At 72.1% G+C, this 14,869-nt stretch carries 16 protein-coding genes; 10 read left to right on the top strand and 6 right to left on the bottom strand.

Features of this window, described 5'->3' with window-relative positions:
• Positions 1 to 40 precede the first annotated feature (40 nt).
• Positions 41 to 1,267 carry a DUF4032 domain-containing protein gene (locus tag ABZ860_RS10800; protein ID WP_357218076.1) on the top strand — a complete coding sequence of 409 codons (1,227 nt, stop codon included), beginning with the start codon at positions 41 to 43 and terminating at the stop codon, positions 1,265 to 1,267.
• On the opposite strand, the gene ABZ860_RS10795 is transcribed toward ABZ860_RS10800, so the two are convergent.
• Positions 1,242 to 1,751 carry a DUF523 domain-containing protein gene (locus tag ABZ860_RS10795; protein ID WP_357218073.1) on the bottom strand — a complete coding sequence of 170 codons (510 nt, stop codon included), beginning with the start codon at positions 1,749 to 1,751 and terminating at the stop codon, positions 1,242 to 1,244. The two genes, ABZ860_RS10800 and ABZ860_RS10795, sit on opposite strands and share 26 nt — an antisense overlap.
• Positions 1,752 to 1,959: 208 nt before the next feature.
• On the opposite strand from ABZ860_RS10795, the gene ABZ860_RS10790 reads away from it, so the two are divergent.
• The 4 genes from ABZ860_RS10790 to ABZ860_RS10775 are packed head-to-tail and all read left to right on the top strand — an operon-like array spanning position 1,960 to position 3,969.
• A complete protein-coding gene (locus ABZ860_RS10790; RefSeq protein ID WP_139576883.1) occupies positions 1,960 to 2,331 on the top strand; it encodes a roadblock/LC7 domain-containing protein in 372 nt (123 codons plus the stop codon).
• A gap of 14 nt (positions 2,332 to 2,345) precedes the next feature.
• On the top strand, positions 2,346 to 3,167 hold the full coding sequence (locus tag ABZ860_RS10785; RefSeq protein WP_357218069.1) for a hypothetical protein: 822 nt from the start codon (positions 2,346 to 2,348) through the stop codon (positions 3,165 to 3,167).
• A 38-nt stretch (positions 3,168 to 3,205) separates the two neighbouring features.
• The gene (locus ABZ860_RS10780; protein WP_357218066.1) at positions 3,206 to 3,574 is read left to right on the top strand and encodes a roadblock/LC7 domain-containing protein; all 369 of its coding nucleotides are present in this window, start codon (positions 3,206 to 3,208) and stop codon (positions 3,572 to 3,574) included.
• Positions 3,575 to 3,597: 23 nt separating this feature from the next.
• Positions 3,598 to 3,969 (top strand): hypothetical protein, encoded by a 372-nt coding sequence (locus tag ABZ860_RS10775; protein ID WP_357218063.1) that lies wholly within the window; start codon positions 3,598 to 3,600, stop codon positions 3,967 to 3,969.
• A 23-nt stretch (positions 3,970 to 3,992) separates the two neighbouring features.
• On the opposite strand, the gene ABZ860_RS10770 is transcribed toward ABZ860_RS10775, so the two are convergent.
• Complete coding sequence (locus ABZ860_RS10770; RefSeq protein WP_357218060.1) at positions 3,993 to 4,829, bottom strand: alpha/beta hydrolase; 837 nt, start codon at positions 4,827 to 4,829, stop codon at positions 3,993 to 3,995.
• A 42-nt stretch (positions 4,830 to 4,871) separates the two neighbouring features.
• Between ABZ860_RS10770 and ABZ860_RS10765 the strand changes: the two genes are divergently transcribed.
• Entirely contained in the window at positions 4,872 to 6,296 is a 1,425-nt protein-coding gene (locus ABZ860_RS10765) for an MFS transporter (protein ID WP_357218057.1), read from the top strand.
• On the opposite strand, the gene modA is transcribed toward ABZ860_RS10765, so the two are convergent.
• A complete protein-coding gene (gene modA, locus ABZ860_RS10760) occupies positions 6,277 to 7,020 on the bottom strand; it encodes a molybdate ABC transporter substrate-binding protein (protein ID WP_357218054.1) in 744 nt (247 codons plus the stop codon). The two genes, ABZ860_RS10765 and modA, sit on opposite strands and share 20 nt — an antisense overlap.
• Before the next feature lie 116 nt (positions 7,021 to 7,136).
• On the opposite strand from modA, the gene ABZ860_RS10755 reads away from it, so the two are divergent.
• Positions 7,137 to 7,697, top strand: coding sequence for a DNA starvation/stationary phase protection protein (locus tag ABZ860_RS10755; protein WP_357218777.1), 561 nt, complete (start codon positions 7,137 to 7,139; stop codon positions 7,695 to 7,697).
• A 40-nt stretch (positions 7,698 to 7,737) separates the two neighbouring features.
• Here ABZ860_RS10755 and ABZ860_RS10750 read toward each other — a convergent pair whose 3' ends face one another.
• Complete coding sequence (locus ABZ860_RS10750) at positions 7,738 to 9,720, bottom strand: phosphocholine-specific phospholipase C (protein ID WP_357218051.1); 1,983 nt, start codon at positions 9,718 to 9,720, stop codon at positions 7,738 to 7,740.
• Between the two features lie 106 nt (positions 9,721 to 9,826).
• Here ABZ860_RS10750 and ABZ860_RS10745 point away from each other — a divergent pair, with 106 nt between their 5' ends.
• The gene (locus ABZ860_RS10745; protein ID WP_357218048.1) at positions 9,827 to 11,305 is read left to right on the top strand and encodes a multicopper oxidase domain-containing protein; all 1,479 of its coding nucleotides are present in this window, start codon (positions 9,827 to 9,829) and stop codon (positions 11,303 to 11,305) included.
• A 6-nt stretch (positions 11,306 to 11,311) separates the two neighbouring features.
• Here the strand turns inward: ABZ860_RS10745 and ABZ860_RS10740 are convergent, their stop codons facing one another.
• Positions 11,312 to 12,451, bottom strand: a complete 1,140-nt coding sequence (locus ABZ860_RS10740; RefSeq protein ID WP_357218045.1) for a helix-turn-helix transcriptional regulator — start codon at positions 12,449 to 12,451, stop codon at positions 11,312 to 11,314.
• A 47-nt stretch (positions 12,452 to 12,498) separates the two neighbouring features.
• On the opposite strand from ABZ860_RS10740, the gene ABZ860_RS10735 reads away from it, so the two are divergent.
• Together ABZ860_RS10735 and ABZ860_RS10730 are read left to right on the top strand one after the other, a co-directional pair.
• A complete protein-coding gene (locus ABZ860_RS10735; RefSeq protein WP_357218042.1) occupies positions 12,499 to 13,587 on the top strand; it encodes a winged helix DNA-binding domain-containing protein in 1,089 nt (362 codons plus the stop codon).
• Positions 13,588 to 13,615: 28 nt separating this feature from the next.
• The gene (locus tag ABZ860_RS10730; protein ID WP_357218039.1) at positions 13,616 to 14,056 is read left to right on the top strand and encodes an SRPBCC family protein; all 441 of its coding nucleotides are present in this window, start codon (positions 13,616 to 13,618) and stop codon (positions 14,054 to 14,056) included.
• Here ABZ860_RS10730 and ABZ860_RS10725 read toward each other — a convergent pair.
• Complete coding sequence (locus ABZ860_RS10725; RefSeq protein ID WP_357218036.1) at positions 14,053 to 14,703, bottom strand: TenA family protein; 651 nt, start codon at positions 14,701 to 14,703, stop codon at positions 14,053 to 14,055. The two genes, ABZ860_RS10730 and ABZ860_RS10725, sit on opposite strands and share 4 nt — an antisense overlap.
• Positions 14,704 to 14,869 lie beyond the last annotated feature (166 nt).

Raw genomic sequence — 14,869 nt, 5'->3', positions numbered from 1 at the left:
CGCGACACTTGGGTAGAAGCCCCCAGATAAGGAGCAATTGGTGCCCCTGCAGATCACCGGCGCCCCCAGCGACCCCGACCTGATCCGCCTGCCGTGGGACGTCCCCCTCGAAGAGTGGCCCGTCCACCACCTGGTGACGCTGCCCCGCGGCATCTCCCGCCACGTGGTGCGCTTCGCCCGGCTGAGCGGCCGGGTGTACGCGATCAAGGAGATCAGCACCAGGTTCGCCAAGCGGGAGTACCAGCTGCTGTGGGACCTGGCGCGGCACGACGCCCCCGCCGTCGAGCCGGTCGCCATCGTCACCGGCAGGACCGCCCCGGACGGCTCCGAGCTGGACTCCGCCCTGATCACGCGGCACCTGCAGTTCTCGCTGCCCTACCGTGCCGTGCTGTCGGGCTCGGTGCGGCCCGACACGCTGATCCGCCTGCTCGACGCGCTCGCGGTCCTGCTCGTACGGCTCCACCTGACCGGCTTCTACTGGGGCGACTGCTCGCTGTCGAACACCCTGTTCCGCCGGGACGCCGGTGCGTTCGCGGCCTACCTGGTGGACGCCGAGACCGGTGAGCTCCACCCGGCGATCAGCGAGGGCCAGCGGGCCCACGACATCGACGTGGCGCACGTCAACATCTATGGCGAGATGCTCGACCTGGAGGCGGGCGGGCTGCTCCACCCGACCATCGACCCGCTGGCCTTCGCCGAGCAGCTCGTCGAGCGCTACCACCGGCTGTGGGACGAGCTGACCGAGGACGAGATCATCGAGGAGGTCGACTGGCACCGCGTGGACCAGCGGGTGCGCCGCCTCAACTCGCTCGGCTTCGACGTCGCGGAGATGATGGTGCGCCGCAAGGCCGGCACCTCCCGCCTGATCGTCCGGCCGAAGGTCGTGGACGCCGGGCACCACCAGCGCCGGCTGCTGCGCCTGACCGGCCTCGACGTGGAGGAGAACCAGGCCAGGCGGCTGCTCAACGACCTCGACTCGTTCCGGGTGTCCACGGGCCTGCGGCACGAGGACGAGGCGATCGTGGCCCACCGATGGCTGGCCGAGGTGTTCCAACCGGTGGTGAACGCGATCCCGGCCGACCTGCGGCGCAAGCTGGAGCCGGCCCAGCTCTTCCACGAGGTGCTCGACCACCGCTGGTACATGTCGGAGGCCGCGGGCAAGGACGTCGGCCTCGAGGCGGCGGTGCGGTCCTACGTGGACAACGTCCTGGTGCACAAGCCCGACGAGAAGGCCGTGATCGTCACCTCGGACCCGCTGTCTCCGTAAGAGAGTCCAGGTAGCGCGCGGCCTCGGGGATCCGGTCCTCGCCGAAGACGCGTATGCCGTTCAGCTCCAGCAGCGCGGTCGTCACGCCCTGCCCGGGAGTGGTCCTCCCCCGGTGGCTGCCGTCGTAGATCCGCAGCGACCCGCACGACGGGCTGCCCTCCTTCAGGATCGCGACCCGTACGCCGAAGGACCGGGCGACGGCGAGGGCCTGCTGCGCTCCGGACAGGAACGCGGCGGTCACGTCGTCGCCCTCCGGCGTCAGGATCCGGGCCGCGCCCGCCAGGACGGCCGCGCCGCCCGCGCCGCCCTCGATCTCGGCGGGCGGCCGGGGGACGGGCAGCCCGCCCTCGACCTCGGGGCAGAACCGCACCAGCCGCCCCTCGGCGCGCCAGCGGGCCAGCAGTTCGTCGTCGCTGGTCTTGGCCCCGCCGTCGTACCGCACCCGGCTGCCGAGCAGGCATGCGCTGACGAGAATCCGCTCCACGCCTCCCATTCTGGCCGCCGTGCGGCGGTACGCGCGCCATCCCCGATACGAGGAAATTTCACGAAAATCGGGATTACCCTTCCGGGGAGAAGAATTCTTATTCTTCGGGTCTAATCCGTTCATCCCCGCCGTTTCCGGCTCGGATGCCCCGTCCACCTGCTCCTCTAGTGTTGGCCGCGCTGTAACGGGCGAGGCGAGGAGTTACGAGTTGATCGGGATAGAGGACTGCCTCTCCGAGGCCATGTCGATCCCGGGCGCGCTCGGCGCCATTCTCGTGGACCACACCAGCGGCATGGCCGTCGCGGGAAAGGGGATTCCCGATCCCGGCAGGGCGGCCGCGGGGCTCAGCGAGGCATACCGCGCCACGCTCGACGGGATCGCGATGGCCTCCCAGGAGACGGGTTTCCGGATCGAGGACGTGATCGTCACCACGGGCTCCGCCTACCACCTGGTGCGACCCATGGAGATGATGTTCGACGGCCCGCTGCTGCTGTGCGTACGCCTGGACGTCGAGCGGTCGAACCTCGCCCTGGCACGCCGGCGGCTGCGCACGATCACGGACGAGCTGGTCGCCTCCTGATGGGAGCCTGACCGGTGGCCGCCCCGACTCTCGACGCCGTGCTCACCGGCCTCGCCCAGAACGAGGCCACCGGCTCACTGCGGGTGGGCAAGGAGGGCACGGTCTACTACGTCCGCGGCCGGGTCTCGTACGTGGAGTGCGCGGCCACGCCCGGTGTGGAGGAGTTGCTCGGCGCGTCGGGCCGGATCAGCGCGAACGGGGTGCGGCACGCGCGGCAGGAGGCCGGTCCCGGCGGCGACGGCGGCGCCCTGCTGGTGGACAGAGGGGTGCTCAGCCGGGGCGAGCTGGAGTTCTGCATGCTGTCCGCCACGCTCGACGCGGCGTTCTTCCTGCTCACGTCGAGGACGGTACGGACCAGGTTCAAGGAGAGCGACGCGCACTGGCTCGGGGTCCACTGGTTCTTCGACGTGCCGGGGCTGCTGCGCGAGTGCGCCAGGCGCCGGGCCCGGCTGGAGCGGGCCTGGCCGTCGGCCGAGCTGGACGCGCGTCCGGTGACGCCCCTGCGGCGGATCCCGGGCACGCACGCGCTGCTCACCCGGCTGCAGTGGGAGCTGCTGCTCGCCGCGGACTCCACCGCCACACCGGTCGAGCTGGCCCGCCGCCTCGGGCGCCCGGCCTACTCCACGCTGCTCGCCGTACGGGAGCTCGCCGCGGCCGGCCTGGTGATGACGGGCGAGACGGCGGCGCTGCCCAAGCGCACGCCCAAGTCGGCCACACCGCCGCCCGCACCGCCGAGGGAGCCGGGGCGTGCCGGCTCGGGAGTCCCCCAGGTCAACGGCGACGCGACCGACGTGAACCTGCTGCTCAGACTGCGTGACGCGCTGGAGGCGCTGTAGTGATCGGGTGGCTCAAGCGGGCCGGAAGGAGTGTCTCGGTGGATCTGCGCCACGACATACACGAGGAACTGATCGTCCTGCGCCGGCGGGCGCCCGAGATCACCGGAGCGCTCACCTGCACGATCGACGGCATGCTCGTGACGACGGACCTGGCCGCCGACACCGAGCAGACGGCGGCGCTCACGTCGGCGCTGCTGTCGCTGAGCCGGAAGATGACCGACCTCGCCAGGATCGGACGGCTGGAGGAGACGCTGATCTCCGGCACCCAGGGACACACCGCGTGCTACGCCGCGGGCCCCACGCTCGTCCTCACCGTTCTCGCAGGCCAGGGAGCCAATCTCGGCCTGCTCCGGATCGAGGGACGCAGGGCGGCGACCAAGATCGCCGCCATCGTCGAACGCGGATGACAATCCAGAACAGGAGAAGAGACATGGCGAACATGGACGTCTCGCTGAAGGAGATGCTGACCATCGACGGCGCGGTCGGCGCGGCGGTGGCCGACTACGGGAGCGGGATGGCGCTGGGCACGCTCGGCGGTTCCAAGGAGCTCGACCTCCAGGTGGCCGCCGCGGCCAACACCGAGGTGGTCAAGGCCAAGCTCCGCGCGATCGACGCGCTCCAGCTCAACGACGCGATCGAGGACATCCTCATCACGCTGGGCACGCAATATCACATCATCCGGCCGCTGACCGGCCGCGGCGGCAAGGGGTTATTCCTCTACCTCGCCCTCGACCGCAACCGGGCCAACCTCGCGATGGCCCGGCACCAGCTCCGCGCGATCGAGGACAAGCTCGAGATCTGAGCCCGCCCTGTCAGCCCCGCCTGTCAGCCCCGTCCGGTCAGCTCCGTGATCGCCTCCGCGATGACGGGCCAGAGCGGGCGGGGCAGGTCGTGGCCCATCCCCGGGAAGGTCAGCAGCTTCGCGCCGGGGATGGCGTCCGCGGTCGCGGTCCCGCCTTCGAGGGTGACCAGCGGGTCGTCCTCGCCGTGGATCACCAGCGCGGGCACCGAGAGCTCGCGCAGTCCCTCCGTACGGTCGCCGGAGATCCGGATGGCGGTGAACTGCCGTGCGGTGCCCGCGGGGTCGAACGCCCGGTCGTAGGCCTCCGCGGCCACCTGGGTGACGCGCTCGACGTCCATCTCGTAGCCGGGGGAGCCGACGACCCGCGCGGTCGCGACGGCGCGGGCGATCGCCTCGTCGCGGTCCCGCGGGGCGGGCGCTATCAGCGCGGTCATGGCCGCCTCGGTCGCCCGCCCGACGCGGGGCCCGGGCGTGGACATGATCGAGGTCAGCGTGCGCACCCGGGCGGGGTGGCGGATGGCGAGGGCCTGGGCGATCATGCCGCCCATCGACGCGCCCACCACGTGGGCGCTCTCCCAGCCCAGCACGTCCATCAGGCCGGCCGTGTCGTCGGCCATGTCGTCCAGCGTGTACGACGGGGCGGGCGCCTGGGCGTCCGCCGGAGTGAAGTGGGTGGACAGGCCCACGTCCCGGTTGTCGAACCGGACGACCCGGTGGCCGGACTCCACCAGCAGCTCGATCAGCCCCTCCGGCCAGCTGATCATCTGCGCTCCGAGTCCCATGATGAGGACGACCGGACGTCCCCCGGGCTCGCCGAACACCTCGTAGCAGATCTCGATGCCGTTCGCCGTCGCACGCATGGGAGGAGAATTTCATTCGGTTTGCCCGGTCGCAAGCGTCGCATGACCGGATCTGTACGGTTGTGTGGTGTGGTGTCGCAAATGACCCGCCGACGGCGGATACTCGTTCTTCTCATCTGCTGCATGAGCCTGCTGATCGTGTCGCTCGACAACACGATCGTCAACGTCGCCCTGCCGTCGCTCGGGCACGATCTGCACGCGCCGGTCTCCGGCCTCCAGTGGACGGTGGACGCCTACACCCTGACGCTCGCGAGCCTGCTGATGCTGGCCGGCTCGACCGCCGACCGTATCGGCCGCCGCCGCACGTTCCAGACCGGCCTGGTGGTCTTCACGGCCGGATCGCTGCTGTGCAGCCTCGCCCCGAGCCTGGGCTGGCTGGTGGCCGCCCGGATCGTCCAGGCCGTCGGCGGGTCGATGCTCAACCCGGTGGCCATGTCGATCATCACGAACACGTTCACCGACCGCAGGGAGCGGGCTCAGGCGATCGGCGTGTGGGGCGGCGTGGTCGGCGTCAGCATGGCGCTCGGACCGGTCGTCGGCGGCCTGCTCACCGACACGGTCGACTGGCGGGCCATCTTCTGGATCAACGTGCCCATCGGCCTGCTCGCGCTGTTCCTGACCTGGCGCTTCGTCCCGGAGTCCAAGGCGCCCTCGGCGCGGAGGATCGACCCGGCCGGGCAGGTGCTGGTCATCGTCCTGCTCGGCACGCTCACGTACGGGATCATCGAGGGCCGGGCCGCGGGTCCCGCCGTGAGCACCGTCTGCTTCGTCGTCGCGGCGGCGGCCCTGGCCGCGCTGGTCGTCTGCGAGCTGCGCAGAGACGAACCCCTCATCGACATGCGGTTCTTCCGCAGCGCGCCGTTCTCGGGTGCGGCCGTCCTGGCACTGTCGGGATTCGCCGGCCTGGGGGCCTTCCTGTTCCTCAACACGCTCTATCTGCAGAGTCATCGCGGGCTGTCCGCCCTCGCCGCGGGGCTGTGCACGCTGCCCGTCGCGGTGACCACGACGATCGTGGGGCCGCTGTCGGGCCGGCTCGTCGGCACCCGCGGCCCGCGCGTGCCGTCCGTCGTCGCGGGTGTGTGCCTGGCCGCCGCAGGGGCGCTGCTGTCGCAGGTGACGCTCACCACGCCGCTCCCCCTGCTGCTCGGGATCTACGTGGTCTTCGGCGTCGGGTTCGGCATGCTCAACCCCCCGATCACCAACACCGCGGTCTCCGGGATGCCGCTCGCGCAGGCGGGCGTGGCCGCCGCGGTCGCCTCGACCAGCAGGCAGGTCGGCCAGTCCCTCGGCGTGGCCATCGCGGGGTCCATGGTCTCCAGCGCTGCGGCTTATCGCGTCAACGCCCTGTACGGGCTGATCGTCCTGGCGGTCGCCCTCCTGACGACCGGCCGCTGGGCCAGGGCCACGGCCGAGCGTACGGCGGCCAGGCTCGCGGAAGGCCCGCAGGTCACCCTGTCACGGGGGTGAAGCCGGCCCTCGAGAGGACCCTGCGGCCCTCGTCGGACAGGACGAGGTCGACGAACTCCCGGGTCAGCGCGAGACGCATGGTCCCGGGGACGGTCGCGATGAGGTAGTCCTCGGCCACCCTGGCCGCCTCGGGGAAGTCCACGCCCTCCACCGCTCCCGCCGCCGCCCTGACGTCCGTACGGTGGACCAGCGCCGCGTCCGCCTCGCCGAGCCGCACCTCGGCCAGCGCCTTGACGGCGTCCTGCTCCTCGGCGGCGGGCGCGACGGTGACTCCGGCGGCGGCGAGCGCGGCGCGGGCGCCCGCTCCGCACGGCGCCGATGCGGCGCACAGGGCCACTCTGACGCCGGGAGCGGCCAGGTCCTTCAGGCCCGCGACATGGGCCGGGTTGCCCTTCGGCACGGCGATCTGGAGGCTGTCGCGCGCGAAGACCCGCGGGCCGGGCGCACCCGACCGGCGCATGGCCGCCGTGCCGGCCGCGGCGAACACGTCGGCCGGAGCTCCACGGACGATCCGCTGCGCCAGCGCGGAGCTGCCGCCGAAGTCGAACCGGACGGCGACGCCGGGGTGGGCGGTCTCGAACGCCTTGCCGAGCGAGCCGAACGTCCCGGTGAGCGAGGTGTCGGCGAACACGGTGAGCGTCTGTCGTCCGCCGCCCCCGCAACCGGTCACCGCGAGCAGCACCAGCGCGAGCGCCACGCGGGCCGGCGGTGTGACATGGTTCACCTTGGGATATATGCCCCAGGCAGGCGTTTAGGGGTCATATCTGGCGAAAGACTCACTATTGGACATAAACCGACCGAGTGAGGAGAGACATCTTGAGCGTCAACCCTTCCTCCAGAATGCGTGAGAGCAGCCAGCCCTGGCTGCACCAGAGGGGCACCGAGATTCAGTCGTTCGGGACCGTGCGGGACTTCCCGGTCGGGCTCCCCAGGGAGACGCGGGAGTACTCCTGTCAGCGGCTCAACCAGATCCTGGCCGACACGCAGATCCTCTACAACCTGTACAAGAAGCACCACTGGCTCATGCGTGGGCCGACCTTCTACCAGTTGCACCTGCTTCTCGACAAGCATGCGAGCGAGCAGCTGCCGATCATCGACGCGGTCGCCGAACGCATCCAGACCCTCGGCGGCGTCGCGGTCGGCGATCCGCGCCAGGTGGCGGAGATGACCGTGATCCCACGGCCGCCGGACGGCGTGGAGGAGGTGCCCGCCATGCTCTCCCGGCTCCTGGAGGCGCACGAGACGATCCTGGTCGCCGCGCACGACGCCGCCTCCCGGGCTGCCGAGATGGGCGACGACGGCACCAACGACCTGCTCGTCTCCGAGGTCATCCGCACGGGCGAGCTGCAGGCGTGGTTCCTCGCCGAGCACCTCGTGGACACGCCGCTCGTCCGCGCCTGACCCGCGTCTGATTCGCGCCTGTGCCCGCCCCGCCCGGGTGTCACCCCGTGACGCTCGGGCGGCCGTTCTCGATGTGTCCCATCAGCCGCCGGGCGAACCCGTCGTGCCCCGCCACCCCGATCGTCAGGTCGTACCACCCGGTGGGCGCGGGCCACTCGACGCGGGCGGTGTCTCCCGGCGCGAGCCGGACCGTACGGGCCGCGCCGCCGTAGGCCAGCGGGGTGACCGACACCTCGGCGGGGAAGGCGCCCGGGTTCGCCAGGGCGATCACGACGGCCCGGGCCGCGGCGTCGATCGCGCCGGTCACCTCGACCGGGTCGGCCGTCCCGCCGCGGAACTCCCTGCGGAAACCGTTCGGCCCGACGAGCACCAGGTCGTACGACGGGCAGGGAAAGTAGACCACCTCCTCCGCCGCGCCGAGCACGTCGAAGTGCATCGGCTTGGCGACTTCGCCCAGGTGGCCGTAGAGGATGAAGTGGGCGGAGGCCGCGCCGGAGTTGCGCATCACGATCTCCACCGACCGCCCGCGCACGACCGCCTCGGCGTCCGGCTGGTACGGCAGCGCGCGGGCGGGCTTGACCCCCGGCTCCTGGACCGGCATCCGCTGCTCGGCCGGCACCTGCGGATACCACCGGTCCCCGGCCGGAGACGGCCGCGGGCCGGCCACGGTCTCCACGGGAGGCGAGGCCGTGGGCGCGGTGAAGTCGAAGGCGGAGGTGAGGTCGCCCGCCACCCGGCGCCGCCACTCGCCGATGGGCGCCGCGATCCCGAACCGGCGCTCCAGGAACCGCACGGTCGAGGTGTGGTCGAACGTCTCGGAGCAGACGTGGCCGCCCACGCTCCACGGTGACACGACGATCATGGGGACGCGGACGCCGAGGCCCATCGGCCGCCCGCCGACGAACTCCTCGGGGGTGCCGTCGGGCGGGACCGGCGGCGGCACGTGGTCGAAGAAGCCGTCGTTCTCGTCATAGGTGATGAACACGGCGGTACGCGCCCAGACCTCTGGGTGGGACCCCAGCGCGTCGAGCAGCCGGTAGACGACCCGTCCGCCCTCCACGGCCGACGACCCCTCGGGGTGCTCGGAGTCGGCCAGCGAGGGCACGACGTACGACACCGCGGGCAGGCGCCCGGCGGCCACGTCGGCGGCGAACCACTCCGCCAGGCCGCCCGCGGGGGCGCGGCGCAGCGCCCGGTCGTAGAGGTCGCGGTCGGCCGGCTCCAGGGCGGCCACCCGCTCCGCCAGCTCCGCGAGCAACGGCGCCGGGTCATCCGCCGCCCGGACCTTCTCGTAGAACGAGCGCATACCGCCCAGCCCGATCCGGTCCGCCACGGCCACGAACGGCCGGAAGAACTCCAGGTTGTTGCACTCGTAGTTGTCCCACTCCTGGTACACCTGCCAGGTGTGCCCGGCCCTCGTCAGCAGCTCGGGCACGGTGACCCAGTCGTAGCCCGGATGCCCCTCCGCCCCCTCGGACGCGACGTTGTCCAGCGCGCGCTGCCGGGTGCCCGGCTCGTAGCCCGTGTATCCCGAGACGTGGTAGTTGCGGTTGGGCGTCGTCGACGTCAGCAGGGAGCAGTGATAGGCGTCGCAGATCGTGAACGTGTCGGCCAGTTCGTAGTGGAAGGGCAGGTCGCGCCGGTCGTAGTAGGCCATCGAGCCGGGCCCCTTGCTGGGCACCCAGGCGTCGTTCCAGCCAATGGCCCAGGCGTTCTGGGTGCCGAGCCAGGTGTGGTCGTGCGTGTCGAGCAGCATCGGGTCGGCCCCCGCCCGCTCGGCCGCCTCCCGTACGGAGAAGGGCAGCACGCCGTCCTGCTCGAAGACCGGCCGCCAGGCGCGGGTGGACACCGCGTTGCGGTCCCCGAACCCCCGCACCCCGCGCATGCGGCCGAAGTAGTGGTCGAACGAGCGGTTCTCCAGCATGACGAAGACCACGTGCTCGACGTCGGCCAGGCTGCCCGGCGGGACCGGCCGGGCCAGCGCCCGGAGCAGGGAGGGCGGCAACGAGGATCCGGCCGGCATGGGCGCCCCTTCAGAGAAATCAGGCGAAACGCCCACAACCTAACAAGGCCTCCCCCGCCCATGCGATTCAGCCCTGACAGGGAAGGATCACTAGAGTCTGCTCGCCATGCATCGACGTAAATTCCTCACGATCGCAGCCCTGTCAGGCCTGGTGCCGGCCTGCGGCTCCGGTTCGGACTCCGCCTCCAGGTCCTCCCAGGCCGCGCTCGATTTTCGCAACCCCCTGCGGGTGCCCCCGCTGCTCCACCCCAAGCCCGGCAAGGACGGTGTACGCCGCTTCGAGCTGTCCATGCAGGCGGGCCGGACGCGGATCCTGCCCGGCAGGCAGACGCCCACCTGGGGCTTCAACGGGGGCTTCCTCGGCCCGACGCTGCGCGCCGGTCGCGGCGACAAGGTCCAGATGGCCGTGCACAACCGGCTCCCCGAGGTCAGCACGGTGCACTGGCACGGCATGCGCCTGCCGGCCCGGATGGACGGCGGTCCGCACCAGCCCATCGAGCCCGGCGCCGTCTGGACGCCGCACTGGACGATCGACCAGCCCGCCGCCACCTCGTGGTATCACCCGCATCCCCACGGCACCACGGCTCAGCACGTCTACCGGGGCCTTGCCGGGATGTTCATCCTCGACGAGGACCTCGATCTCGACCTGCCCGGCGACTACGGCGTCGACGACTTCCCGCTGATCCTGCAGGACAAGAGGTTCGCCGCCGACGGCTCCTTCGACGGCGACCCGCTGAAGGGCACCTTCGGCATTCTGGGCGACCACGTCCTCGTCAACGGCACCTACAACCCTCACCTGAGCGTCACCACCGAGCGGGTGCGTTTCCGCGTGCTCAACGGTTCCAACGCCCGGATGTACACCCTGGTCTTCGCCGACAAGCGCCGCTTCCACGTCATCGCGAACGACGGGGGCCTGCTCGGCGCCCCGGTCGAGGTCGAAGCGATCTCCCTCACCCCCGGCGAACGCGCGGAGATCGTCGTGGCCTTCGCGCCCGGCGAGCAGGTCGTGTTGCGCACGGCCGACAACGGCGTCGACATCGGCGAGGGCGACTTCGACCTGCTGAAGCTCGTCGCGGCCGGCACTCTCAAGCCGGCTCCCGGCGTCCCCGCCCGCCTCGCGCCCCTGACGCCCATCACCGCGCCCGCAGGCGCCACGGTGCGCCGCTTCAAGCTCAGCGGTCATGACGCCATCAACGGCAGGGGAATGGACATGACGCGCATCGACGAGGTCGTACCCGCCGGGGCCGTCGAGATCTGGGAAATCGAGAACAACGTCTACTCCCACAACTTCCACATCCACGAGGTCGCCTTCCAGGTGCTGGACGTGGACGGCTCCGCGCCGCCGGCCTACGCCACCGGCTACAAGGACACGGTCTACGTGCCGGCCAAGAGCGTCGTGCGGCTCGCGGTCAGGTTCGGCGGCTACAGCGACCCCGCCTCGCCGTACATGTACCACTGCCACATCCTCCGGCACGAGGACTCCGGCATGATGGGGCAGTTCGTGATCGTCGAACCGGGCACGGAAAGCCAGGTGAACCGCACCATCCCCGCCCGCTCGGGCCACACCGGCCACTCCGGCCACTGAGGCCGGTCAGACGAGAGCGTGCCTGCGCGCTTCGGCGGTGGGCGGCAGGTGGACGCGGCCCAGCTCCCGCAGGGCCCGGGCGGCCCCGGCACGGCGGGCCAGCGCGAGTGCCTGCCGGGCGAGGTCGGCCGCCGGGTCCCGCTCGTGCGCCTCGGCGTACGCGTGCGCCTTGCGGGCCAGCACGTACGCCGCGAGGTACGCGGGCGCTGCCGGGCCCGGCTCGCCCTCCAGCATCTCGATGGCGCCGCCCGGCCGGCCGAGGTCGACCAGGCAGCCCGCGCACAGCTCCGCGCGCGTCTCGCCCGACTCCTCGATGTATTCCTCGAGGCAGCGGTGGCACAGCTCCACCTCGCCCGCCAGCGCGTGCGCCCGGGCCTCGTGCCGCCGCGACAGCGTCCCGACCTCGGCCGGGACCCCCGGGCGCTCCCGGGCGGCCACGGCCGCCTCGACGATCTCGCGAGGCTCGGCGGCGTCGACCAGCTCGGCCCGCTGGACCAGCGCGGAGACCTCGATGAGCGTGTCGCCGGTCTCGCGCGCCTCGCGGATCGCCCGGTCGGACCAGGCCCGAGCTCCCGGCGCATCGCCCGCCTCGTGCTCCATCCCGCTGATCAGCTCCGCATCCCGGGTGGCGAGCGCGAGCAGCGGCCCCCGCGCGGACGGCCGGGCGTCCCGGCGGAACGCCTCGATGCCCGCGAAGACGGGCCGCAGCGCCGCCGCGAGATCGGCGGGCCGCGCGTGCGGCGCGGCGCAGGCGCCGAGCATCCGCTCGAAGTACCCGACCGTGCCGGCGTCCGCGCGCCAGGGACGCTCGATGGCCCGGCCGACCCGCTCCTCCTCCTCTTCGGAGACGAGGCCCGGCATCAGCGGAATGCCGGTCAGGTGGTGCCACAGGGTGGTTCCCGGCCCCGGCCCGACGAACAGGTCCGCCTCGTCCACGCCGAACGCGCGGCACAGCAGCTCCGCGTGGCCGGGGTCCGGCCGCCGCTCCCCCGCCTCCCATGCGCGCACCGCGTCGGCGGGCAGCCCGGGCTCGGTCTCCCCTGCGGCTTCGGTCAGCCGTTCTTCCAGGTCCCTGCGGCTCCACAGCCGGCCGCGGCGCAGCGCCCGCAGCCGGGCGGCCCACAGTGGGACGTCGATAGTGATCATCAGCGGCACCCCCCGGTTCTGTCGGTGCCGGGCGTTATGTTTGCGGCGTGCTGACCCGACGTATGCTCAACCGCGCGCTGCTCGACCGTCAGATGCTGCTGCGCCGCCACGACGCCAAGGCTCTGGCCGCGATCGAGCATCTGGTGGGCATGCAGTCGCAGGCTCCTCTCCCAGCCTACGTCGGCCTGTGGACCCGCCTGCTGGACTTCCGGCACGAGGACCTGGCCGCGCTGCTCACCGACCGCACGGCCGTGCGGATCGCGCTGATGCGCGGCACCATCCACCTCGTCAGCGCCGACGACTGCCTCGCCCTGCGCCCGGTCATGCAGCCGCTCCTCGACCGGTCGCTGCGCACCTCATACGGCAAACGGCTGGACGGGGTGGATCTCGGCGAGGTGGCGGCCGCCGCCCGCGCCCTGATGGAGGAGCGGCCGCTGAGCTTCGCGGAGCTGGAGGAGCTGCTCGGGCAGCGCTGGCCGGGTCGCGACGCGTTGGCCCAGGCCGTACGCGCGGTCGTGCCGCTGGTCCAGGTCCCGCCGCGCGGCGTGTGGGGCGCCTCGGGCCAGGCACGGCACGTCCCCGCCGAGGCGTGGCTGGGCCGCCCGCTCGGCGACGGCTCGGCCGCCGGCGACATGGTCCTGCGCTACCTGCGCGCCTTCGGACCGGCGTCGGTGAAGGACATGCAGACCTGGTCGGGCCTGACCAGGTTGCGCTCGCTGGTGAAGGACCTCGACCTGGTCGCCTATCGGGACGAGAACGGGGTGGAGCTGTTCGATCTGCCCGGGGCGCCGCTGCCCGGTCCGGACACCGAGGCACCGGTGCGGTTCCTGCCCGAGTTCGACAACCTGCTGCTCTCGCACGCCGACCGGACGCGGGTGATGGCTGAGGAGCACCGCCTGCGGGTCTTCACGGTCAACGGGATCATCCGCGCGACGATCCTGGTGGACGGTTTCGTCGCAGGCCTGTGGCGGATCGAACGGGGGCGCGGGCAGGCCGCGGCGACGGCGGTCCTGGAGATCGAGCCGTTCGAGCCGCTCGGCGCCGCCACCCGCGACGCGCTGGCGGCCGAGGGTGAGGGCCTGCTGGAGTTCGCGGCCGGTGACGCCGCCGTGCGCGACATCCGCTTCCTGGGGTAGGACGCGTCCCCGGGGTAGGACCTACGGGGTGGAGACCCTCTCGGTGGCGGTGGACGCGCAGGCGAGCCCGGAGCGGGTCTTCGCCGTGCTGACCGACTGGCCCCGGCAGCACGAATGGATGGTGCTGACCCGGGCCTGGGTGGTGGCCGGTGACGGGCACAGCAGGGGCAGCAGGCTCGCGGCGGCCACCGGGGTCGGCCCGCTGTCCTTCGTCGACACGATGGACGTCACCGGCTGGCGCCCGCCGCACGAGGTGGAGGTTCGCCACACCGGCCGCCTCGTACGCGGCGTCGGGCGCTTCCACGTGCTGCCCCGCCCGGGCGGCGGGAGCAGGATCGTCTGGGAGGAGAACCTCCACGTGCCCCTCGGCCTGGCCGGGCGGATCGGCTGGCGGGTCGCCGGGCCGGTGAGCGCGGTCTTCCTGCGCGTGTCCCTGCGCCGCCTCACCGCCCTCGCCCTGCGTGCCTAGCCGAGCGCCATGTCGAAGAAGCGGCGCTCCAGGGTGGTGGCCCGGCGGAAGACCTCGAGCACCCGGGCCCGGCCGTTCTCGTCGAGGCCGGGGCCGAGCCGGTCGAGCTCGCCGCGCAGGAAGCCCACCCACGCCTCGAACTCCGGCCCGCTGTGCAGGTCGATCCACTCCCGGTGGACGAAGCCCTCCGGGAGCCCGATGGTCCGGGAGGCCCAGCCGAGGTAGGTCCACTCGGCCACGCACAGCACCGCCAGGATCAGCGGATAGTCCTGGCTGAGGCGCACCTCGTCCATCAGGGCCCGGAACTCGATGGTCACCGGCTCCAGCGTGGCCGGGGCCTGCTCGCCCCCGAGCTCGGCGAGCGCGCGGTGGAAGTAGCTGTGCTCGGTGTCGGCGACGGTCTGCCCGAGGAAGCGGCCCACGGCCACTCGCGCCTCGAAGGTGTCGGCCGCGGCGACCGCGGCGCCGAGCAGCGCCGTGAAGGCGTCCACGAACTGGAAGTCCTGCTCCAGGTAGCGGCGCATGTCGGCGGTGCCGCTGTGGATCGCAGCCGCGAAGGGGTGCGTGACCACCGCCGTCCAGTCGGGCTCGCTCTGCGCCCTCAACCACGCGCTGAACGGCGTCCGCGGCTCCGCTTCCTCACTCATCCGCCATTCCTCCCCGAACGATCCGGCCTGAACGTTTCACGATGATCTCAAAGACCCGCCGTCCGCCTCCACCTGCCCAGCCGGGGTGAGCGACGGAGCGGGCCCGAACCTGTGCGGACGCATCCGTTGACCGGCGGTTGACCGGTCCGTAATTTGATGCGTGGTG

The sequence above is a fragment of the Microbispora sp. NPDC046973 genome (genome assembly GCF_040644495.1).
In the GTDB taxonomy this organism is placed as follows: Bacteria; Actinomycetota; Actinomycetes; order Streptosporangiales; family Streptosporangiaceae; genus Microbispora.
This window is presented reverse-complemented; position numbering and strand designations above follow the sequence as displayed.